A 19,705-nucleotide genomic window follows, 5' to 3' on the forward strand; every position below is an offset into this window, starting at 1 on the left:
CCGCCACCCACAGCATTTGGGCGGCGCCAAGCGGCGCAAGGACCACTACCGGATCAGTCTAGCCCCCGGCGCACGCTTTGTATGTCAGCGCAACACCGGCGCGAGCGCGCCAAGTGTACGGGCCGTCGCACCGCGATGCAGGCCCGCGAAGGTCAGCGCGTTGGACCGCATCTCGGCCAGCCGCGCCGGATCGTCCAGCACGCCGGCCGCCGCCGCCATCAGTTCGTCGGCATTGGCCACGCGCAGGCAGGCGCCCGCCGCGATGGCGTCTTCCGTCGCCTGGGCAAAGTTGAAGGTGTGCAGCCCCATCAGCACCGGCGTGCCCACGGCGCACGCTTCGATCAGATTCTGGCCGCCCAGCGGGATCAGGCTGCCGCCGATATAGGACATATCCGATGCCGCGTAGTACATCGCCATCTCGCCCATCGAGTCGCCGAGCACGATGTCGGCCGTGATCGGCGCATCGGGCTTGTCGATGTCGAGCGTGCTGCGGCGCTGGACCGTAAAGCCGGCGCGCGTGGCCATCGCGGCAACCTCGTCGAACCGCTGCGGATGGCGCGGCACCAGCAGCAGCGCCGGCCGCCGGGCGCCCGGCCAGCGCGAGAACGCCTCCAGGATCAGCGGCTCCTCGCCCTCGCGCGTACTTGCGGCGGCCAGCACCTGCCGCCCGCCAAAGGCTCGCCGCAACTGCGCGCCGCGCGCCAGCCCGGCCTCGGGCGGCTGCATGTCGAACTTGAGGTTGCCGGTGATCTGCACCGCGCGCACGCCGAGCGCGCGATAGCGTTCGGCATCTCCGGCCGTCTGTGCCAGCACCATCGTGAAATCGTTGTACAGCGCCGCCGCGGCACCGCCAAAGCGCGCGGTCCGCCGATAGCTGCGCGGCGACAGCCGGGCGTTGACCAGGAACAGCGGCACGCCGGCACGCCGGGTCACGTGGACGAGGTTCGGCCAGACTTCGGTCTCCATGATCATTCCCGCCTCGGGCCGGAAATGCGCCAGGAAGCGGCGGACCATGTAGGGCACGTCGTACGGCAGGTAGCACTGTTGCACGCGCGGGTTGTCGCCATAGAGCTGCGCGCCGGTTTGGCGGCCGGTGGGCGTCATGTGCGTCAGCAACAGCCGGTGGCCCGGGTAGCTGCCCAGCAGCGCATCGATCAGCGGCTGCGCGGCCCGGGTTTCCCCGACCGACACGGCATGGACCCAGAGCCACGGGCCGTCGGCCGGCACGTCGTCATAGCGGCCCAGCCGCTCGCCCACGTGCTGCACGTAGCCCGGCTCCTTGCGCGACCGCCAGGCCAGGCGCAGCAGCGCCAGTGGCAGGATGACCAGCCACAGCAAGGTATAGATGATTCGAAGCATCAGAGACTGACTCCGCGCACGCGCCGCGCGGCGGCATGGACCTCGTCGACGCCCGGCACGATGCCGTCGTCGCCCACGTTGGCGATGCGGTCCGACCAGTAGCCCTCGGTCTTCCAGCGCCACGTGGCGGTATAGATTTCGACGGTCGGCCGGCACAGCGCCGCCGCGATATGGACCAGCCCGGTATCGACGCCGATCACGACCTCGGCCCGGTTGATCAGCCCGAACCCCTGCATGACCGAGAAGCGCGGCAGCACCTGCGCGCCGGGGATGCCCGCGGCCAGCGCCTCGGCATCGCGCTTCTCCGCTTCGCTGCCCCAGGGCAGCAGCACGGTCAGCCCTTCGGCGTGCAGCCTTTGGCCCAGCGCATGCCAGTTCGCCACCGGCCAGCGCTTTTTGGCGCCCGCCGTGGCGTGGAAGCACACGGCATAGCGGGCCGGCAGGCCGGCCCAGAGCGGATCGTCGACATGAAGCGTGCTGGCGGCCGGACCGAAGAAACGCGGCGGCTCCGGCGGCGTCACGCCGGTCAGCGCCGCGCCCAGCAGGCGCGAGCGGCGGACCGAGTGGGTCTGCCGGGGCACCTTGACCGGCGCCGTGTAGAACAGCCGCGCGGCCGGCTCGTAGCCCGAGCCCTGCGTGGCGTTGCCCAGGCCGATCACCGGCGCGCCATCGGCGCGCGTGGCCGAGCGTGCCACGATGGCGGTCTTGAGCAGGCCCTGGGTTTCGAGCACGGCATCGTAGTCGTGGGCGCGGATGGCCGCTCGCAGCGCCGCCACCTCGGCCCAGGTCTCGCCCTGCCAGAACCGCTTGCGCCAGCGCCGCAGCGCGAACGGGATCACGCGCCGCACTTCGGGCAGCAGCCTGACCAGGTCGACATAGCCCTCTTCCACCACCCAGTCGATCTCGGCGTCGGGCCAGCGGGCGCGCAGGTCATGCACGAGCGGCATGTTGTGCACCACGTCGCCCAGCGACGACACCTTGACGATCAGGATGCGCGGCCGCGCCGGCAGCGCGAAGGCCCCCACGGCCGCCAGGGGCTGCGGGGGCGTGCCGGGCTGCGCCTGCACGGCCTCAGAACGGGAGCTTTGCATCCGGTTTTTCCGCCAGGATCACGCGCTTGAATTCGGCCTGGATGCGCGCCAGCGCGGCATCGTTGTCGGCTTCGAAGCGCATCACCACGACGGGCGTGGTGTTGGACGGCCGGGCCAGGCCGAAGCCGTCGGGGTATTCCACGCGGACGCCGTCGATGGTGATCACTTCCTTCGCACCCTCGAACTTCGCGTTCGCGCGGATCTTGTCGAGCAGCGTGAACGCCTCGCCTTCGGCGACCTTCAGTTGCAGTTCCGGCGTGCAGTTGGAATTCGGCAGCGCGTTCAGCACGGCGCTCGGGTCGGCGTGGCGCGACAGGATTTCCAGCAGGCGCGCGCCCGTGTACAGGCCGTCGTCAAAGCCGTACCAGCGGTCCTTGAAGAACACGTGGCCGCTCATCTCGCCCGCGATCGGCGCGCCGGTTTCCTTGAGCTTGGCCTTGACCAGCGAATGGCCGGTCTTCCACATCAGCGGCTCGCCGCCGTGCTGGCGGATCCACGGCGCCAGCTTGCCCGTGCACTTGACGTCGTGGATGACCTGCTGGCCCGGGTTGCGCGACAGGATTTCCTCGGCAAACAGCATCAACTGGCGGTCCGGGAAGATGACCTGCCCGTCCTTGGTGACCACGCCCAGCCGGTCGCCGTCGCCATCGAAGGCCAGGCCCAGCTCGCAGTCGGTCTCGCGCAGGCACTTCATCAGGTCCTGCAGGTTCTCGACGTGGGCGGGATCGGGATGGTGGTTCGGGAAGTGGCCGTCCACGTCGCAGAACAGCTCGACCACTTCGCAGCCGAGTCCGCGGAACAGGTCGCCCACGAAGGCGCCGGCCACGCCGTTGCCGGCGTCCAGCGCGATCTTCATCGGCCGGGCCAGCTTGACGTCGCCGATGATGCGGTCCAGGTACTGCTGGCGGACGTCGACGAGCTTGTAGCTGCCGGCGCCCTCGGTGAACTTGCCCGCGTCGATGCGCTGGCGCAGCGCCTGGATCTGGTCGCCATAGATGGCCTTGCCGCCCAGCACCATCTTGAAACCGTTGTAGTCCGGCGGATTGTGGCTGCCCGTGACCATGATGCCCGACGTGGCGCGACGGCCGTCGAGCTCGATATTCGTGCCGAAGTACACCATCGGCGTGGCGACCATGCCAAGATCAATGACATCGAGCCCGGCGGCGCGCAGCCCTTCGACGAGCCCGCCCAGCAGGTCGGGACCCGACAGTCGGCCGTCCCGGCCCACCACGATGGCTTTTTCGCCAAGTTCGACGGCTGCCGAACCGAAGGACAGGCCGATGTAACGGGCCACTTCCGGGGTCAGCGTCTTGCCGACGATGCCGCGGATGTCATAGGCCTTGAAGATCGAGGGATCAATTTGCATGTGGCTTCCTGGAGACAAGGTTCATCGTGCGTATCCCTCCGGTGTTCCGGCCTGCCGGAGGGGGCGCGGGCAGGGCGCCAAAAAGACGTATTGTGCCGGATTGCGCGTGGCGCAGGCGCTATAATCGCCGTCACCGCCCACTCAGGGGAATTGTTGGGCCCTTTTCGGGTAGATTCGGTCCGCCGGCGCACGTAGCGGCGGCGCTCCAGTCCAACCAGGCAGGCGGTGCGCGCGGCGCCCCCACATCGACATCGCCGCGCCATTTGCGCCGTTGCCCCTTTGATCCAGCTCACGTTGCCAGATTTGCCGCAAGACCGGCCGCGCATCGCCTATCTGATCACGAATTCCGAGATCGGCGGCGCCCAGACCCACGTAGCCGACCTGCTGCGCGCCATGCGCGGGCAGGTGGATGCCGTGCTGCTGGCGGGTGGCGACGGCCCCTTGTTCGATCTGGCGCGGGAATCCGGCATTCCATCGATCCGGCTCGCGGCCATGGACAATGCCCTGTCGCCCGTCAAGGCCATCGGCGCGCTGCGCGAGGTCATGCGGGCGCTGCGGCAGGCCGCGCCGGACGTCATCCATACCCATAGTGCCAAGGCCAGCGCGCTGGGCCGGCTTGCCGGGCGGCTGCTCGGCATCCCGGTCGTCTATACCGTCCATGGCTTTGCCTTCAAGCCGGCGGCGCCGTGGAAGCAGCGGTCGGTCGCCCGCCTCGCCGAATGGTTGCTGGCCCCGCTGACCACGCGCCTGATCTGCGTGGCCGACGCCGAGCGCGCCCTGGCGGCACGGCTGCCGATGCCGGCGCAGCATATCCGCGTGATTCCGAACGGCATTGCCGACGTGGCGGCGCGGGCAAAGCCGGCCGAGCCGCTGCGCCGGATCGTGGCCGTCATGCGACTGGCCGCGCCCAAGCGTGCCGATGTGCTGATCCAGGCATTCGCGCAGGCCAACCTGCCCGCGTGCGAACTGGTGATCGCGGGCGATGGTCCGCAGCGCGACGCACTGGAGTCCCTTGCCAGGCAGGTGGCGCCAGGCCGCGTGCGTCTGGCCGGCAACATCGACGACATCCCGACATTGCTCGCGGGCGCACAGGTCTTCATGCTGGCTTCCGAGCACGAAGGGTTTCCGCTGTCGGTCCTCGAAGCCATGCGGGCCGGGCTGCCGGTGGTGGCCAGCGATCTGCCGGGTATCAGGCACCAGCTGGATGACGGCGAATGCGGCGTGCTCGTGGCCAACGATGCGGCAGCCTTCGCCAACGCCCTGCGCGCGCTGGCCGATCATCCGGACCGGCGGGCCACGCTGGGCACGGCCGCACGCGAGCGATGGGAAGCCCGCTTCGGGATCGAGCCGATGGTATGCGCCACGCTGGCGGTCTATCGCGAGGCGGTCTCGGCCACGCGGCCCGTGGGTACGCGGGTGTCGGCATCATGAATTCCACGCACACCGACGCCTTGCGGCGCAATGGCACCGGCGCCCCCGCACGGTCGGAGACCACCCGGCGCGCCAGCCGCATGATCGGATGGGCCGCCATCGGGCTGGTCCTGTTCGGCATCAACGCCGCCCTGTCTGAAGTAGCCCACCAGGCCGGGCTTGTTACCTATGTCTTCCCGCGCACGCTGCTCTGGTCGATCGTGCCCTACCTGGCTGCCTTCCTGTTGCTGCACCGGGCGCTGCATCTGCCGGCCATGGAAGGCGCCAGCATCGTCGGGGTGGCCACCACCCTGCCCTTCGCGCTGCTGCTGATCGTCTACGCCGGCTTCCATATCGAGTACTCGCGCGGGGCGGTGCTGGTGGGCTACGGCACGACGCTGGCGTGGATCTGGTTCGGCTATCGGCGCTACGTCCAGAACTACGTGCCGCTGTTTGGCTATCTCGATCCGCAGACGCTCCAGCATCTGAACCGGATCATCGAGATGCCCGGCGCCACGCCGCCGGCCAAGACGCGCTTCGAGCAGATCGGCTCGATCGAGGAAGCCCTGCACTGCGACGGCATCCTGGTCGAGCGCGGCCTGACCGCCGACCCGGATCGCACGCGGCTGCTGACGCAATACCGGCTGGGCCACCTGCGCATGTATTCGGTCGAGCGGATCGGCGAGATGCTGACCGGCCGCGTGGGGCTGGACCATATCGACGAGAACTTCTTTGACGACTACGCCGACCACTACCTGTTCGACTACATCAAGCGGCTGATCGACATCGTGGCCGTGGTGGTCCTGGCGCCGCTGGCCGTGCCGGTGGGGCTGGCCGTGGCATTGGCCGTCAGCCTGGAGACCGAAGGCGGCGCGCTGTTCCGGCAGCGGCGCGTGGGCTTGTTCGGCAAGCCGTTCACGATGCTGAAGTTCCGCAGCATGGGTGTGGACCGGCACGCGCCGGCCCAGTTTGCGCTGCGCCAGGACCCGCGCGTGACCCGCGTGGGCAGGGTTATCCGCAAGTACCGGCTGGACGAGATTCCGCAGCTCTGGAACGTGCTGGTCGGCGACATGAGCTTCATCGGCCCCCGGCCAGAGCAGGTGCCGATGGTCGAGGAATTTTCGGAAACCATCGCCTACTACCCGTACCGGCATCTGGTGCGTCCCGGCCTGTCGGGCTGGGCGCAGGTGCAGCAGGGTTACGTCGGCACCCATGCCGAGACGGTCACCAAGCTCAGCTATGACCTGTACTACGTCAAGCATTGCTCGTTCGCGCTGGACCTGCTGATTGCAGTGAAGACCGTGCGGACGCTGCTGACGGGGTATGGGGCGCGGTGATGGCATCGAACGATGGGGCGGGACGCGCACCGATGCGCATCATGCTGGTCACCACCGGCCTGAAGGTCGGCGGAGCGGAACACCAGGTGGTGGCGCTGGCGCACGCCTTCCTGGCCATGGGGCATGCCGTTGCCATCGTCAGCCTGTCGCCGGGACGCGAGATCGAGGTGCCGGCGGGCGCGTACGTGGTGGAGCTCGACATGCGCAAGTCCGTGGCAGGGATGGCCCGCGCCTTGTGGCAGGCCCGCCGGCTCGTCAAGTCGTGGCGGCCCGACGTCCTCCACGCCCACATGATTCACGCCAACATCTTTGCGCGGCTGCTGACGCGGGTGGCGAGCTGTCCGCCGCTGGTTTGCACGGCCCACAGCTTCCGTGAGGGCGGGCGGCTGCGCATGGCGGCCTATCGGCTGACCGATCGCTGGCATGCACTGACTACCCATGTGAGCGAGGACGGCCGCGCGGGCATGGTCGCGGCCCGTGCGGTGCGCGCCGACCGGATCGTCGTGGTGCCGAACGGCATCGACGTCGACCGGTTCCGGCCCGCACCGGCGTTGCGCGGCGCGATGCGCGCGCGGCTGGGCATCAGTGCCGGCACGCGGCTGGCGCTGAACGTCGGACGGCTGGTGCCCGAGAAGGCGCAGGCGCTGCTGCTGCAGGCGTTTGCGCGCATCGACCCCGTCACGCTGCCCGTCCATCTGCTGATTGCCGGCGGTGGTCCGCTGCAGCAGGCGCTCGCGGACCAGATCGCGTCGCTGGGCCTGGCGTCGCGCGTGACGCTGCTCGGCCCGCGCCACGACGTGCCTGCCCTGCTGAACGCGGCCGATACCTTCGTGCTGTCATCGGATATCGAAGGACTGCCCATGGTCCTCGTCGAAGCGCTCGCCAGCGGCTGCCCCGTGGTGGCGACCGACGCGCCGGGCGTCCGCGAAGTGCTGGCCGACCAGGGCACCCTCGTGCCGCGCGGCGATGCGGGCGCCTTGTCGGCGGCCATGGATGCAGCGCTGCGGCAAGGGCGCGGATCGCCATCGGACGAAGCCTCGCGCCGGGCCCACGTGATGGGCAGGTTCTCGATCGACGCCGTGGCGCGGCGCTGGCTGGCGATCTACGCTGGCCTGGCCGGCACCGTGGCCGCGCACGAAGCGGAGATTGCCTGATGCGCACGCGGGTGGCGGGCAATCTCCTGTGGATGCTGGTCGAGCGGGGCCTGCAGGTAAGCGCGGGAATTGGCGTCGTCGCCGTGCTCGCGCGCGGACTGGGGCCGGAGGGGTTTGCCCACTTCCAGTACGCCCAGGCGGTGGTGCTGATCGCCGCGTCGCTGGCCCTGGTCTGCAGCGGCGAGGTCGTGGTGCCCCGGCTGGTGGCCCACCCCGCGCCGGCCGCCCAGCATCAACTGCTGACCCAGGCGTTTCTGTTGCGATTCGTCGGCGCCGCCATCGGCTATGGGCTGCTGTGCGTCTATCTGGCCGCCACGTCGGCGGTGACCGAGATCTGGCTGGCCGCGCTGTGGCTGGGCACTGCCATCTTCCTGCGCGAGCCATTCGGCGTGGTGACGGCCTGGATGCAGGCCCACACGAACAATCGTCCCGGCACGCTGTTCAGCCTGGCCGCGCTGACGGTGAAGGTCGTGATCGTCGCCGTGCTCTACGCCAGCCATGTGCGGGAGGTGTCCGGCTACGCCGTCGCCTTCGCCCTGGAAGCGCTGATCGTGGCCGCGCTGCTGGCCGCCTATTACTTCCGGGAGCGTCCACTGGGAGGCATCGGCTGGCAGCCGGCGCTGGCGCGCGAGCTGGTGGGCGCCGGTACGCTGTTCTGGGTCAGCTTCATCCTGATGATGGGCGCGCGCCGCGTCGACCAGTTGATCCTGCAGCCGTCGGTGCCGACCGCGGAGTTCGGCGCCTATGCCGCCTGCATGCAGATTCTCGACAATTTCACGATGGTCGCGACGATCCTGGCCGCCGGCATCGCGCCGAGCTACGTGTACGCCCGCGCGCGGTTCGAGGACGCGCACGCGAATATCGGCCGGATCGTGCTCGGCATGGGCGCCGTCGGGCTGACCGGGGGGCTGGCCATTGCGGTCTGCGCGCCCTGGATCGTCAAGCTTCTCTATGGCCAGGCGTTCGAGGCCACGGTGGGACTGCTGCGCATGGCGGCCGTCATCTCGGCGCTGGTGTTCGCCGACGTGGCGCTCACCCTGCTGATGGTGCACCTGCGCAAGCCGCGCTGGATCGCCATCAAATGGGCGCTGGTGCTGGCCACGATCCTGGCATGCGACCTCGTCCTGATTCCCCGCTTCGGCAGTTGGGGCGCGATTGCCGGCTATGCCTTCGGCAACGGGGTGGCCGTGCTGTTCGGGGCGGCACTCTGGTGGCGGTTCCGGCCCGTTTCCGAGATGGCATCGGCATGACTTCGCGCCCGACCGTCTGCTTTCTGACCGGCACGCTCAATGCCTTTGCCGGCGCGGAGCGAATGACCGCCGTCATCGCCAACGCGCTGGCCGAACGCGGTTATCGCGTCAGGATCCTGAGCCTCTGGGACCAGGCGTCCGTGTTTCCGCTGCACCGCGACATTGTCCACGACGCCCTGTTCGCGTCACGGCCGTCATTCAAGCGGCAGTACTTCGCCACGGTGGCGGGGATTCGCCGCTTTGTCCGCCTGCAGCAGATCGACGTGCTGGTCGAAGTAGACACGATGCTGACACTGTTCACGGTGCCGGCCACGCTGGGCATGACCGTGCGCCGGATCGCCTGGGAGCATTGCCATTTTGACGAGGATCTGGGCCGGCGGGCGCGGCGGGTGGCGCGGTGGGTAGCGGGCCGATTCAACCAGGCGATCGTGGTGCTTACCCAACGGGACCAGCAAGTCTGGCTGGCCCGCGTGCGGCCGCGGGGCCGCGTGGAAGTGATTGCCAACCCGCTGCCTTTCCCCTTCCCTGCCGCGCCGTCGCCCGGTACGGAGTACTGCGTGCTGGCGGTGGGCCGGCTGACCCGCGCCAAGGGCTTCGACGTGCTGCTGCAGGCGTGGTCAATGGTCGCGCCCTCTGCGCCCGGCTGGGTGCTGAAGATCGTTGGCGAAGGCGAGGATCGTGCCGCCCTGGAACGGATGGCCCTCGCTCTGAACCTTGGCGACGCCGTGACGATGCCGGGCGCGCAGCATCGCGTCGAAGACTGCTATCGCGATGCAGCAATCTTTTGCCTGAGCTCGCGCTACGAAGGGTTCGGACTGGTCCTGATCGAAGCCATGTCTTTCGGGCTTGGCATCGTATCGACCGATTGCGAGGCAGGCCCGCGCGAGATCCTTCGGCACGGGGACAATGCCCTGGTCAGTGCCAACGGAAATCCCCGGGCATTGGCCGAGGCGTTGAAGCAGTTGATCCAGGACGAGGCATGTCGCCGACGGCTTGGCCAGGCGGCACGCGCCGATGCCATGGCCTATTCGCTGGACAAGGTCGTCGGCCAATGGATCGACGTGCTTGCCATCGATGCGGACGAGGCAGGCCAGCGCAGCCTTCAGGCTGAGTCGTGAAGCAAAAGCGCTACAATACCGCCTCCCGGAACGAGCGTCTCACCCCATGCAAGATCGCCCCCGCACACAAAACACTATATTTGCAGACTTGCGCCTGGCCTACGCGCGCTCGATCAGAATCGTCGTCGTCACCGCGATTATTGGCGCGATTGTTGGCTTCGCGCTCTTCCAGCTTCATGAGCCGCGCTGGACGGCCAAGATGCTGGTCAAGCTGGGGCAAGTGACCGCTTTCGTCGATGCCGGCGTCGCCATCAAGCCGCTGGATTCCCAGCTGACGACCGTGGAACTGGTCAACCAGCCGAACTACCGCTTCGGCGTGCTGGACGCCGTGGGCCCGCCCAAGCCCTATGAGGGCCATGCGGAGTCCACGCTGGTGTTCGAATCGCTGCGTGCCACGCCCGGCCGCGGTGCGGATCTGGTGGCAGTCCAGGTCAATGCCAACTCGCCCGAGCAGGCAAAGAAGGTCCTGAGTGCTTCGTACGCGCTGCTGACGCGCGAACACACGAACATGTTCAACGATGCCGTCGACAGGATGAAGAAGGACCTGGCGGACACCAACGCCCGGCTGGCCGCAGCGGAAGAGGAATATGCGAAGGTGTTCGATGCCATGAAGACGTCGCAGGCACGGGAAGGCACCGCGATGCGTGACCTGTTCGCGACCAACATCGCGGCGACCGTGTCGCGCCAGGTGCTGGACCTGCAACGGCGCAAGACGCAGCTCGAGTACAGCCTGGAGCCGGTCCGCACCTACCCGAGCCGGCTGGTCGACGCACCGTACGTGCCGACCGCACCCACATCGCCGGGCCGGACGGTCTATATCGGCCTCGGCGCGCTGGTCGGGATCATCTTCGGGATCGCGCTGACCGTCCTCTCGCGCCTCCGGTCCTGATCGCCGGGCGCAAGCCCCACCTGAAAAGACAATGCCGCGGCATCGGATTCCGATGCCGCGGCATTTTTGTTTCAGATGTCCTTGCGGCTCTGACCCAAAAACCGCCAGCCCACGAACTTGGCGATCATGCGAAGCTGGTTGACGAAGTAGCTCGGGTTCTTCCACGAATTGATCACCATGGCCTTGGCGAACGCCCAGCCCAGGATCGAGAAGAAATGCAGGTCGTGGATGCGCGAGGCGACGGTCTTCGGCGGCAGATGCCGCATCACGTTCTCGTCGATATCGCACTCGATCACGATATGGACGCGCGTTTGGTCGCTGCGATTTTCCACGCTGTGCAGGTACGACGTGTCGAGCGACCACAGTTGGCCCGGCAGCATCCTGACACGTTTGCGCGAGACCTCGAAGAACACGTTGTCGTTGGTGATCACGGGCACGTGAAAGCGGATCCGCGCGTTCGACGACGCACCCGTGAGGTCGCGGTGCGGATGCAGCATCGCACCCGGCGACAGGTAATAGAACACGCACAAGCCGTCCCGCTTGGCGCCAAGGAAATCGTAGATCTTGCCGAGAAACGGATGCTCCTCGGCTACCAGATCCACCTTGTGCCACTGCAAGTCCTTGTAGCGGCCGGCTTCATGCACATTGCTTTTCTGCTTGTCGAGCTGCAGGCAAAGCTGCCTGATGGGCTCCAATTCCTCGGGCGAGAAGAAATTGTCGCGGATAAGAAACGACCCGTGATTCATTTTTTTTATCACTCCCTGAAACCCGGCACCCCGGGCGCAAAACAGTTACTTCCGTTCAGGCCAGCGTGGTATCGCCGCAAGCCAGCTCCCGCTGGCCGTAGCCCTGAACATACTCGCCAAAAATACCTCTCAGCACTGCATCGTTGCTCTGTTCGGCGGCAAGGCGCATCGACGCCAGCACCCTGACGAACGACTCCCACTCCACGTATTCCTCGCGCGCCTTCATGATGCGCTCGTGCGCAGTCGGCTCGGGATTGTCGCCAATCAACAGCTCTTCATAGAGCTTTTCGCCGGGCCGCAGGCCGGTGACCTTGATCTCGATATCGCCGGCCGGATTCGACTCGTCGCGCACCGTCAGGCCGGACAACTGGACCATGCGCCGGGCCAGATCCATGATCCGAACCGGCTGGCCCATGTCGAGCACGAACACTTCGCCGCCGTGGGCCATGGCGCCTGCCTGCAGCACCAGTTGAGCCGCCTCGGGAATCGTCATGAAGTAGCGCGTCACTTCCTCATGCGTGACGGTCAGCGGTCCGCCATCCTGCAACTGGCGGCGGAACAGCGGCACGACGCTGCCGCTGCTGCCCAGCACGTTGCCGAAACGGACCATGGCGAAGACGGTCCGCGTGCGCGACACCACGCAGGGACGGTTATCGAGCGGCTCGAAATCCAGCGTCTGCGTACTGGCCATCGCCTGGAGCACCAGCTCCGCCATGCGCTTGGTCGCGCCCATGACGTTGGTCGGGCGAACGGCCTTGTCGGTCGAGATCAGGACGAAGTATTCGACTTCGCTCTCCAGCGCGGCGCGCGCCATGTTGAGCGTGCCGAAGATGTTGTTCAGCACGCCTTCGGACGGATTGCACTCCACCAGCGGCACATGCTTGTACGCGGCAGCGTGATAGACCGTCGCCGGGCGGTATTTCTGGCAGATCTCGCGCAGGCGGCCCAGCTTCGACACGCTCGCCAGCAGCGGAATGATGTCGACGGCGAGATTGTTTTCCCTGCACAGCGCCTCGAGTTCGCTATGGATCGTGTACAGGCCGAACTCGTTATGTTCGACCAGCAGGATCCGACGCGGCTTTTCCAGCACGATCTGCCGGCACAGTTCGCTGCCGATGCTGCCGCCTGCGCCGGTGACCAGCACGCACTTGTCAGCCAGGTTCCTGGCCAGCAGCGCCTGGTCCGGTGGCACCGGGGCGCGGCCCAGCAGATCCTCGACGTCGAGTTCCTGGAAGTCGCGGATGGTGACCCGGCCAGCCGCCAGATCCGCCATGCCGGGCAGCGTGCGCACGTGCACCGGCAGTTCGCGCAGCCTGGCGATGATCTCGTTACGCCGGGTACGGCCCAGCGAGGGAACGGCAAGCAGGATGTCGGTCACACCCATGCTCTCCACCGCGTCCTGCACCTCGCCCGGACCGATGATGTCGAGGCCATTGATGGTGCGGCCGATCTTCGCGGGATCGTCGTCGACAAACCCGAGCAGTGCAAACTGGCACCCCAGCGCAAGGGCTGACGCGGTCTGCACGCCCGCATCGCCGGCACCGTAGATCAGGAGCCGCCCTTCCCACTGGCGGCTGCGCGCGATATTGCCGGCCAGCCAGATACGCGCCAGCGCGCGGCTGGCACCGACCAGCAGCAGGAAGAGGATGGGCTGGATCAGGCCCACGCTTCGCGGCACGCCGTCCCATTTGACGAGCAGCAGCGCCGCGAAGAACAACACGCCGTAGATGCCCACCGCCTTGGCCGTCGTTGCCAGGGCCGCCATGCCCGTGTAGCGGAAAATGGCCCGGTAGAGGCCAAAGCGGACAAACAGCGGGAACGCCAGGATCGGTGCAAGCAGATAGACATACTTCTGCTGCAGCACGGGCAGGCCGGTCTGATCTATCCGCAGATAGAACGCCAGCCAGACCGATGCGACAGACAGGACCAGGTCGACGGCCACCACCACGCATCGCTTTGCAGGACGCGGCAATCCCAACAAGAGAGCGATCAGTTTGTTCACCGGGTGGCCTGTTCCAGTACGTTGGCGATCACCGCGCAGGTCTTCTCGATTTCGGCGCTGGTCAGCGTCGGATGCACCAGGAACATCAGGCTCGTCTCGCCCAGTTCCCGAGCCACCGGCAGCCGCTCGGCCGGACGCCAGCCCGTGTTGTCGAAGGCCTTCTCCAGGTACACCTCCGAGCAGGAGCCCTGGTAGCACGGCACGCCGGCGGCGTTGATGGCTTCGGCGATACCGTCGCGCGTCCAGCCGGCCGCAAGGTGCTCGGGCTTCACGTAGACGTAGCACTTGTAGTGCGCGTGCTCCACGCCCTGCGGCACCTCGGGCACGCGAATCGACGCGAACGGGCGGCAGGCAGCCCAGATGGCTTCGGCATTGGCGGTACGGCGCGCCGTCCAGTCGCGCATGCGCCGCAACTGGATCCGGCCGATGACCGCCTGCATCTCCAGCATGCGCCAGTTCGTGCCGAAGCTCTCGTGCAGCCACCGGAAGCCGGGCGGATGCTGGCGCTCGTACACCGCCTCGTAGCTCTTGCCGTGGTCCTTGAAGGACCACATCGTCCGCCACAGGGCCTCGTCGTCGGTGGTCACCATGCCACCTTCGCCGCCCGTGGTCATGATCTTGTCCTGGCAGAAGCTCCACGCGCCGATGTGGCCGATCGATCCGACCGCTCGGCCGCGATAGCGGGCGCCATGGGCCTGCGCGCAGTCTTCGATCACCTTGAACCCGTGCTTGGCCGCAAGCGCCATGATCGGGTCCATGTCGCAGGGCCAGCCGCCCAGATGGACGCAGATGACCGCGCGCGTGCGCGGCGTGAGCACCCTGGCGATCGTCTCTGCCGACAGGTTGCCGCTATCGGGCTCGACGTCGGCGAACACGGGCGTCGCGCCGGCGTTCACCACGCAGGAAATGCTGGCGATGAACGTGCGCGGGGTGACGACGACTTCATCACCGGGCCCGATATCGAGCGCCTTGAGCGCGACATCGAGAGCCAGCGTGCCGTTCGCCAGCGACAGTGCGCGGCGCGTGCCGGTCCACTCAGCGAATTCCTTCTCGAACTCGCGGCACTCGGTGCCGGTCCAGTAATTGACCTTGTTGGACAGCAGTACGCGCTGGACGGCTTCGGCCTCTTCCGCGGTAAAGCTGGGCCATTGGGAAAACGGGGTATTCAGCATGGCGTCTCCGACCGGCAGCTTAATTCGTACGGCGTTCGAGCGGTTTGGCAGGATTGCCCACCACCGTCACACCAGGAGGTACGTTCTTCGTCACCACCGCGCCCATGCCGACCACCGCGCCACGACCGATGACAAGGGGCTCTCCCGGCTTGCCCTGCTTGAGGATGGCGCCCGTGCCAATGTACGCGTGATCCTCGATCACGACATTTCCATTGCATTTCACGCCCGGTGCAAGCGTGACATAGTCCCCGACCACGCAGTCGTGGGCCACATAACTATAGATATTTGCGTGGAACTGGCGACCGATGCGCACGTTGCTGGTCAGCATCACGAACGCGCACAGGATGGCGCCCTCGCCCACGGTCACGTCGTCCATCGTCACCACGTTGGCGGCGCGCGGCTCGACGAACGCCACGCCGTCCTGCACGCATCGCGCCGCCAGCTTCTCGCGGACCGCACTGTTCGCGATGGCCAGGCTGATGCCACGATAGCTCGCCGGCTCGGCCAGCCACTGCGCGTAGGTCATCACACGATGTCCATTCAGGCTTTCGGCGCCGGGGTTGTCATCGACGAACACGAGGTCCCACGGTTCCGACTCGGTGCGCTCCAGCTGTTCACGAAGCACCGGCATGACTTCACGGCCGAACCCGCTGGCTCCAAAAATCGCAAATCTCTTCATAGTTATCGTGGTCGCATTAATGTTTCGAACCGGTGAACCGGGACATCGTGGCTTCTCCCGCTGCGCTAACGCCCTCTCGGACCAGCACCTTGCGTACCGTCAGCCACAGGATCCTGATGTCCAGCCAGAACGACCGGTGATCGACGTACCAGACGTCCAGCGCAAACTTCTCTTCCCAACTCAGCGCGTTGCGCCCGTTGACCTGGGCCCAGCCGGTCACGCCCGGCCGCACGTCGTGGCGTCGTGCCTGCTCCGCCGAGTACAGCGGCAAATACTCCATCAGCAGCGGACGCGGGCCCACCAGGCTCATGTCGCCCTTGAGCACGTTCCACAGCTCCGGCAGCTCGTCGAGGCTGGTGGAGCGCAACAGGCGGCCAAACGACGTCAGCCGGTCGGCATCGGGCAGCAATTTACCATCGCTGCCCCGGGCGTCGGTCATCGTGCGGAACTTGACCATCCGGAACGGCTTGCCGTCCTTGCCCGGCCGCGTCTGGGCGAACAGGACCGGGCTGCCGAGCTTGACGCGCACCAGCACCGCCAGGCAGCACAAGGGGATGGCCAGCACCACAAGCGCCGAAAAGGCGACGCATATATCGAAAAAGCGCTTCATGCCGAGGGATCCCGTGCCAGCTTCCTGAAAATATCCCCGAACCGGGACGTGCCGACTTCCAGACTAAGGTGTTGACGATAATACGCCTGGGCACGGCTGCCCATGGCGTCCCGCTCCGCGGGCGGCATTGCCGCCAGGCGCTCTGCGGCATCCGCCAGCGACGCGGCATCTTCCGATTCCGCGACCACGCCACAATCCGCCGCCTGGACAAGGTCGGCGGCATCGCCGTCGACCGCCATCAGCAGGGGCTTCCCCTGCGTCATGTAGGCCTGCGTCTTGGACGGGATCGTGATCCGGAACAGCGGATCACGACGCAAATGCACCAGCAAGGCGTCCGCCGCATTGAGCAGCGTCCCGACTTCCCGCATCGGCACCGGCGGCAGGAATGTCACGTTATCGAGCCCTCTTTCGATGGCCAGTTTCGATAGCCGCTCCGCGTCGAGGCCTCCGCCGACCAGGACAAAGCTCACCGGCGCGCCGCGCGTCTTCAGCAGCGCGGCGGCATCCAGCACGACGTCCAGCGCCTGCGCCCGGCCCATGTTGCCCGCGTAGACGATACGGAAGCGTTCCGGCCCCGGGAAACCCTGTGGCAAGACCCCCGACGGCTGTGCCAGCGACGCCTCGTCAGCCCAGTTGCAAATGATGTCGATCTTGCTCGCCGGGACGCCGCGTTCCACCAGAAGCTGCTTGAAGCCCGGCGACAGCACGACGATGTGGTCGACGCGCCGGTAAACCCACGCGCAGACCTTGCCCACGATATCGAGCACCCGCGGATTGCCGATCATGCCGGTGGCGCGCAGCGTGTCGGGCCACATGTCCTGGATATCGTAGACCACCGGTGTACGGCGGACGAGCCGCAGGATCGACGCGGCGATGCCGACCGTCAGCGGTGGATGATAGGCATAGACCACGTCACACGGCCGCGCTGACAACCCGTGCAACAGTGCGGCCGCCGCGAAGCTGACATAGTTCAGCACGCGCTGGATCGCGGAGTTGTCGTGACTGGGGTACAACGGAACGCGGGTCACCCGCACACCGTCGATCAGTTCCCGCTGGCGCCATCGCATGCGATACCCAGGGTACAGCCGGCCCCCGGGGTAGTTCGGGAACCCGGTCAGCACATCCACCTCGAAACCCTGCCGCACGAGTTCGCGCGCGAAGACGAGTCCCTTGAAGGTGGGTTCCGGATCGAACCACTGTGTCAGGAGAAGAACGCGAGGCGCCATGGATCAATACTTCTTCCAGACGATACGGTTCACGTAGTCGGTATAGCTCTGGATGATGCGAAGCACCTTGTCCGAGACGTTCGGCATGCTGTAGTCCGCAACCTGGCGCAGCAGGCGCTGCTCGCCGCGCGGCTGGTCTTCGAGGATCGCAAGACCCTGCATGACGCGGTCCACTTCCAGGCCCACCATCATCACCGCGGCCTCTTCCATGCCTTCGGGGCGCTCGTGCGCCTCGCGCAGGTTCAGCGCCGGGAAATTCATGATCGACGATTCCTCGTTGATCGTGCCGCTGTCGGACAGGACGGCGCGGGCGCTCACCTGAAGCTTGTTGTAATCCGTGAACCCGAGCGGCTTCAGCAGCCTGACGTTGCCGTGGAAGCGCGCGCCCATGGCATCCACGCGCTTCTGGGTGCGCGGATGGGTGGACACGATGACCGGCAGGTTGTAGTGCTCGGCGACAGCGTTCAGCGACTGCACCAGCTTGCCAAAGTTGGCGTCCGAGTCGATGTTCTCCTCGCGGTGCGCGCTCACGACGAAATACTGGTGTTCCTGCAGGCCCAGCCGCGTCAGCACGTCGGAGGCCATGATGCCCGGGCGGTAATGTGCCAGCACCTCGGCCATCGGGCTGCCGGTCTTGATCACCATGTCGGGCGGCAAGCCTTCGCGCAGCAGGTATTCGCGCGCGATCGAGCTGTAGGTCAGGTTGATGTCGGCCGTATGGTCGACGATCCGCCGGTTGGTTTCTTCCGGAACGCGCAAGTCGAAGCATCGATTGCCGGCTTCCATGTGGAAGATGGGGATCTTGCGGCGCTTGGCCGGGATCACGGACAGGCAGCTATTCGTGTCGCCCAGCACCAGCAGCGCCTCGGGCTTCTCGCGGCCCAGCACCTCGTCCATCGCAATGATGATCTTGCCGATGGTTTCCGCCGCGTTGCCACCGGCCGCGTTCAGGAAGTGGTCCGGCTTGCGGATGCCGAGATCGTCGAAGAAGATCTGGTTCAGCTCGTAATCGTAGTTCTGGCCGGTGTGGACCAGCACGTGGTCGCAGTACTCGTCCAGGCGCGCCAGGACACGGGACAGGCGAATGATCTCGGGTCGGGTGCCGACCACGGTCATGACTTTGAGTTTCTTCATCGTAGATTGCTTCTGTCTGAGAGGTCCCGTCACAGCGGGCAGGCGAAGGTGTCCGGGCGAGCCCGATCGAAGACTTCGTTCGCCCACAGCATGACCACCATTTCGTCTTGCCCGATGTTCGTGATGTCGTGCGTCCAGCCGGGCACGGTCTCGACGATCTCGGCCTTGTCGCCACTAGTTACCAGCTCGTGGGTCTCGCCGGTCTGCATGTGGCGGAACTTGAAACGGGCCTGGCCCTTGATGACGAGGAATTTCTCGGTCTTGGTGTGGTGGTAGTGGCCGCCACGGGTGATGCCGGCATGGGCCGTGAAATACGAGAACTGCCCGCAGTCGGGCGTCTTCAGCATTTCGACGAACACGCCGCGCGCATCGCCATACTGGGGTACGGGATAGGCAAACGACTCCACCGGCAGATAGCTCACGTAGGTCGCGTAGAGCGCGCGCATCAGCCCGGTGCCGACACGATCGGTCATCAGCGTGTTGCGGCTTTCGCGGAACGCCCGGATGCTGTCGGCGAGTTCGCCCACCGTGGTGGAGTACTGGGGCGTCACCGTGGCAAAGCCGCCGGCGTCGACCTGGGCATCTGCGCCGTCCATCAGTTGCACGAACCGCTGCACGACGTCGTCGACATACACCAGCGTCACCGGCGCCGCGGGGTCGTTGACCTGGATCGGCAGATCACGGGCGATGTTGTGGCAGAACGTAGCCACCGCCGAGTTGTAGTTCGGCTTGCACCACTTGCCGAACACGTTGGGCAGGCGGAACACATGCACCGGCACCTGGTGGCTTTCCTTCAGGTCGAACAGGACCTGCTCGGCGTCGCGCTTGCTCGCGCCGTAGGCATTGCCAAGCTCGGCCTGCGTGGACGACGTGTAGATGACGGGCACGCGCCGCTGATTGGCCACGGCTTCCTGCCGCAGCGCATCGGCAAGCGCCTGGGTCAGGCCCGCGTTACCCGACACAAACTCCGCCGGGTCCTTGGGACGGTTCACGCCCGCCAGGTGAAACACGAAATCGACCGCGCCCACCCGCGCCGGCAGCGTGGCCGGATCGTCCGCGCGTGTGAAGACACTGACCTCGACATCTTTGCGCTCGGCCAGGACGAGCCGGAGGTTCTTGCCGACGAAGCCGTCGGCGCCAGTGATCAGGACTCGCATGACGG

Annotated in this window: 17 protein-coding genes; 6 read left to right on the forward strand and 11 right to left on the reverse strand. The window is 66.7% G+C overall.

Annotated elements, in window-relative coordinates:
• Window positions 1–84: 84 nt before the first annotated feature.
• The 3 genes from waaA to EPAKOI_RS12550 are packed head-to-tail and all read right to left on the reverse strand — an operon-like array spanning window position 85 to window position 3,816.
• Window positions 85–1,359: a lipid IV(A) 3-deoxy-D-manno-octulosonic acid transferase gene (gene waaA, locus EPAKOI_RS12540; protein ID WP_423192316.1), complete on the reverse strand. Its 1,275-nt coding sequence runs from the start codon at window positions 1,357–1,359 to the stop codon at window positions 85–87.
• On the reverse strand, window positions 1,359–2,450 hold the full coding sequence (gene waaC, locus EPAKOI_RS12545; protein ID WP_423192317.1) for a lipopolysaccharide heptosyltransferase I: 1,092 nt from the start codon (window positions 2,448–2,450) through the stop codon (window positions 1,359–1,361). Before waaC ends, waaA begins: the two co-directional genes overlap by 1 nt.
• Window positions 2,431–3,816: a phosphomannomutase/phosphoglucomutase gene (locus tag EPAKOI_RS12550; protein ID WP_423192318.1), complete on the reverse strand. Its 1,386-nt coding sequence runs from the start codon at window positions 3,814–3,816 to the stop codon at window positions 2,431–2,433. Before EPAKOI_RS12550 ends, waaC begins: the two co-directional genes overlap by 20 nt.
• A gap of 294 nt (window positions 3,817–4,110) precedes the next feature.
• Between EPAKOI_RS12550 and EPAKOI_RS12555 the strand changes: the two genes are divergently transcribed.
• The 6 genes from EPAKOI_RS12555 (at window position 4,111) to EPAKOI_RS12580 (ending at window position 10,974) form a co-directional block, all read left to right on the forward strand.
• Window positions 4,111–5,247, forward strand: a complete 1,137-nt coding sequence (locus EPAKOI_RS12555) for a glycosyltransferase (protein WP_423192319.1) — start codon at window positions 4,111–4,113, stop codon at window positions 5,245–5,247.
• A complete protein-coding gene (locus EPAKOI_RS12560; RefSeq protein ID WP_124683488.1) occupies window positions 5,244–6,563 on the forward strand; it encodes an exopolysaccharide biosynthesis polyprenyl glycosylphosphotransferase in 1,320 nt (439 codons plus the stop codon). Before EPAKOI_RS12555 ends, EPAKOI_RS12560 begins: the two co-directional genes overlap by 4 nt.
• Window positions 6,563–7,717 carry a glycosyltransferase gene (locus tag EPAKOI_RS12565; RefSeq protein ID WP_423192320.1) on the forward strand — a complete coding sequence of 385 codons (1,155 nt, stop codon included), beginning with the start codon at window positions 6,563–6,565 and terminating at the stop codon, window positions 7,715–7,717. The genes EPAKOI_RS12560 and EPAKOI_RS12565 overlap by 1 nt, the downstream gene beginning before the upstream one ends.
• Window positions 7,717–8,967 carry a lipopolysaccharide biosynthesis protein gene (locus EPAKOI_RS12570; RefSeq protein WP_423192321.1) on the forward strand — a complete coding sequence of 417 codons (1,251 nt, stop codon included), beginning with the start codon at window positions 7,717–7,719 and terminating at the stop codon, window positions 8,965–8,967. Before EPAKOI_RS12565 ends, EPAKOI_RS12570 begins: the two co-directional genes overlap by 1 nt.
• Window positions 8,964–10,085, forward strand: coding sequence for a glycosyltransferase family 4 protein (locus tag EPAKOI_RS12575; protein WP_423192322.1), 1,122 nt, complete (start codon window positions 8,964–8,966; stop codon window positions 10,083–10,085). The genes EPAKOI_RS12570 and EPAKOI_RS12575 overlap by 4 nt, the downstream gene beginning before the upstream one ends.
• 88 nt (window positions 10,086–10,173) lie before the next feature.
• A complete protein-coding gene (locus EPAKOI_RS12580) occupies window positions 10,174–10,974 on the forward strand; it encodes a hypothetical protein (protein WP_423192323.1) in 801 nt (266 codons plus the stop codon).
• Between the two features lie 71 nt (window positions 10,975–11,045).
• Here the strand turns inward: EPAKOI_RS12580 and EPAKOI_RS12585 are convergent, their stop codons facing one another.
• Genes EPAKOI_RS12585 through wbjC form a run of 8 tightly spaced genes read right to left on the reverse strand, consistent with a single transcriptional unit; the run spans window position 11,046 to window position 19,700 of the window.
• Window positions 11,046–11,720 (reverse strand): aspartyl/asparaginyl beta-hydroxylase domain-containing protein, encoded by a 675-nt coding sequence (locus EPAKOI_RS12585; protein WP_124683484.1) that lies wholly within the window; start codon window positions 11,718–11,720, stop codon window positions 11,046–11,048.
• Between the two features lie 55 nt (window positions 11,721–11,775).
• Entirely contained in the window at window positions 11,776–13,713 is a 1,938-nt protein-coding gene (locus EPAKOI_RS12590) for a polysaccharide biosynthesis protein (RefSeq protein WP_423193517.1), read from the reverse strand.
• Between the two features lie 5 nt (window positions 13,714–13,718).
• Window positions 13,719–14,894, reverse strand: coding sequence for a DegT/DnrJ/EryC1/StrS family aminotransferase (locus EPAKOI_RS12595; RefSeq protein ID WP_423192324.1), 1,176 nt, complete (start codon window positions 14,892–14,894; stop codon window positions 13,719–13,721).
• 19 nt (window positions 14,895–14,913) lie between these two features.
• Window positions 14,914–15,573 carry an acetyltransferase gene (locus EPAKOI_RS12600; RefSeq protein WP_423192325.1) on the reverse strand — a complete coding sequence of 220 codons (660 nt, stop codon included), beginning with the start codon at window positions 15,571–15,573 and terminating at the stop codon, window positions 14,914–14,916.
• 16 nt (window positions 15,574–15,589) lie between these two features.
• Window positions 15,590–16,183, reverse strand: a complete 594-nt coding sequence (locus EPAKOI_RS12605) for a sugar transferase (RefSeq protein WP_423192326.1) — start codon at window positions 16,181–16,183, stop codon at window positions 15,590–15,592.
• Complete coding sequence (locus EPAKOI_RS12610; RefSeq protein WP_423192327.1) at window positions 16,180–17,409, reverse strand: glycosyltransferase family 4 protein; 1,230 nt, start codon at window positions 17,407–17,409, stop codon at window positions 16,180–16,182. Before EPAKOI_RS12610 ends, EPAKOI_RS12605 begins: the two co-directional genes overlap by 4 nt.
• A 3-nt stretch (window positions 17,410–17,412) precedes the next feature.
• Window positions 17,413–18,543, reverse strand: a complete 1,131-nt coding sequence (wecB, locus tag EPAKOI_RS12615) for a non-hydrolyzing UDP-N-acetylglucosamine 2-epimerase (protein WP_124683479.1) — start codon at window positions 18,541–18,543, stop codon at window positions 17,413–17,415.
• Window positions 18,544–18,572: 29 nt separating this feature from the next.
• Window positions 18,573–19,700: a UDP-2-acetamido-2,6-beta-L-arabino-hexul-4-ose reductase gene (gene wbjC, locus EPAKOI_RS12620; RefSeq protein ID WP_423192328.1), complete on the reverse strand. Its 1,128-nt coding sequence runs from the start codon at window positions 19,698–19,700 to the stop codon at window positions 18,573–18,575.
• Window positions 19,701–19,705 lie beyond the last annotated feature (5 nt).

The sequence above is a fragment of the Cupriavidus sp. H18C2 genome (assembly GCF_049393795.1).
In the GTDB taxonomy this organism is placed as follows: domain Bacteria; phylum Pseudomonadota; class Gammaproteobacteria; order Burkholderiales; family Burkholderiaceae; genus Cupriavidus; species Cupriavidus pauculus_C.

Bases quoted from the DNA above. Each gene is read 5' to 3' on its own strand.
- waaA (WP_423192316.1), bottom strand. From the start codon at position 1,359: ATGCTTCGAATCATCTATACCTTGCTGTGGCTGGTCATCCTGCCACTG.
- waaC (WP_423192317.1), bottom strand. From the start codon at position 2,450: ATGCAAAGCTCCCGTTCTGAGGCCGTGCAGGCGCAGCCCGGCACGCCC.
- EPAKOI_RS12550 (WP_423192318.1), bottom strand. From the start codon at position 3,816: ATGCAAATTGATCCCTCGATCTTCAAGGCCTATGACATCCGCGGCATC.
- EPAKOI_RS12560 (WP_124683488.1), top strand. From the start codon at position 5,244: ATGAATTCCACGCACACCGACGCCTTGCGGCGCAATGGCACCGGCGCC.
- EPAKOI_RS12565 (WP_423192320.1), top strand. From the start codon at position 6,563: ATGGCATCGAACGATGGGGCGGGACGCGCACCGATGCGCATCATGCTG.
- EPAKOI_RS12570 (WP_423192321.1), top strand. From the start codon at position 7,717: ATGCGCACGCGGGTGGCGGGCAATCTCCTGTGGATGCTGGTCGAGCGG.
- EPAKOI_RS12575 (WP_423192322.1), top strand. From the start codon at position 8,964: ATGACTTCGCGCCCGACCGTCTGCTTTCTGACCGGCACGCTCAATGCC.
- EPAKOI_RS12585 (WP_124683484.1), bottom strand. From the start codon at position 11,720: ATGAATCACGGGTCGTTTCTTATCCGCGACAATTTCTTCTCGCCCGAG.
- EPAKOI_RS12595 (WP_423192324.1), bottom strand. From the start codon at position 14,894: ATGCTGAATACCCCGTTTTCCCAATGGCCCAGCTTTACCGCGGAAGAG.
- EPAKOI_RS12600 (WP_423192325.1), bottom strand. From the start codon at position 15,573: ATGAAGAGATTTGCGATTTTTGGAGCCAGCGGGTTCGGCCGTGAAGTC.
- EPAKOI_RS12605 (WP_423192326.1), bottom strand. From the start codon at position 16,183: ATGAAGCGCTTTTTCGATATATGCGTCGCCTTTTCGGCGCTTGTGGTG.
- EPAKOI_RS12610 (WP_423192327.1), bottom strand. From the start codon at position 17,409: ATGGCGCCTCGCGTTCTTCTCCTGACACAGTGGTTCGATCCGGAACCC.
- wecB (WP_124683479.1), bottom strand. From the start codon at position 18,543: ATGAAGAAACTCAAAGTCATGACCGTGGTCGGCACCCGACCCGAGATC.
- wbjC (WP_423192328.1), bottom strand. From the start codon at position 19,700: ATGCGAGTCCTGATCACTGGCGCCGACGGCTTCGTCGGCAAGAACCTC.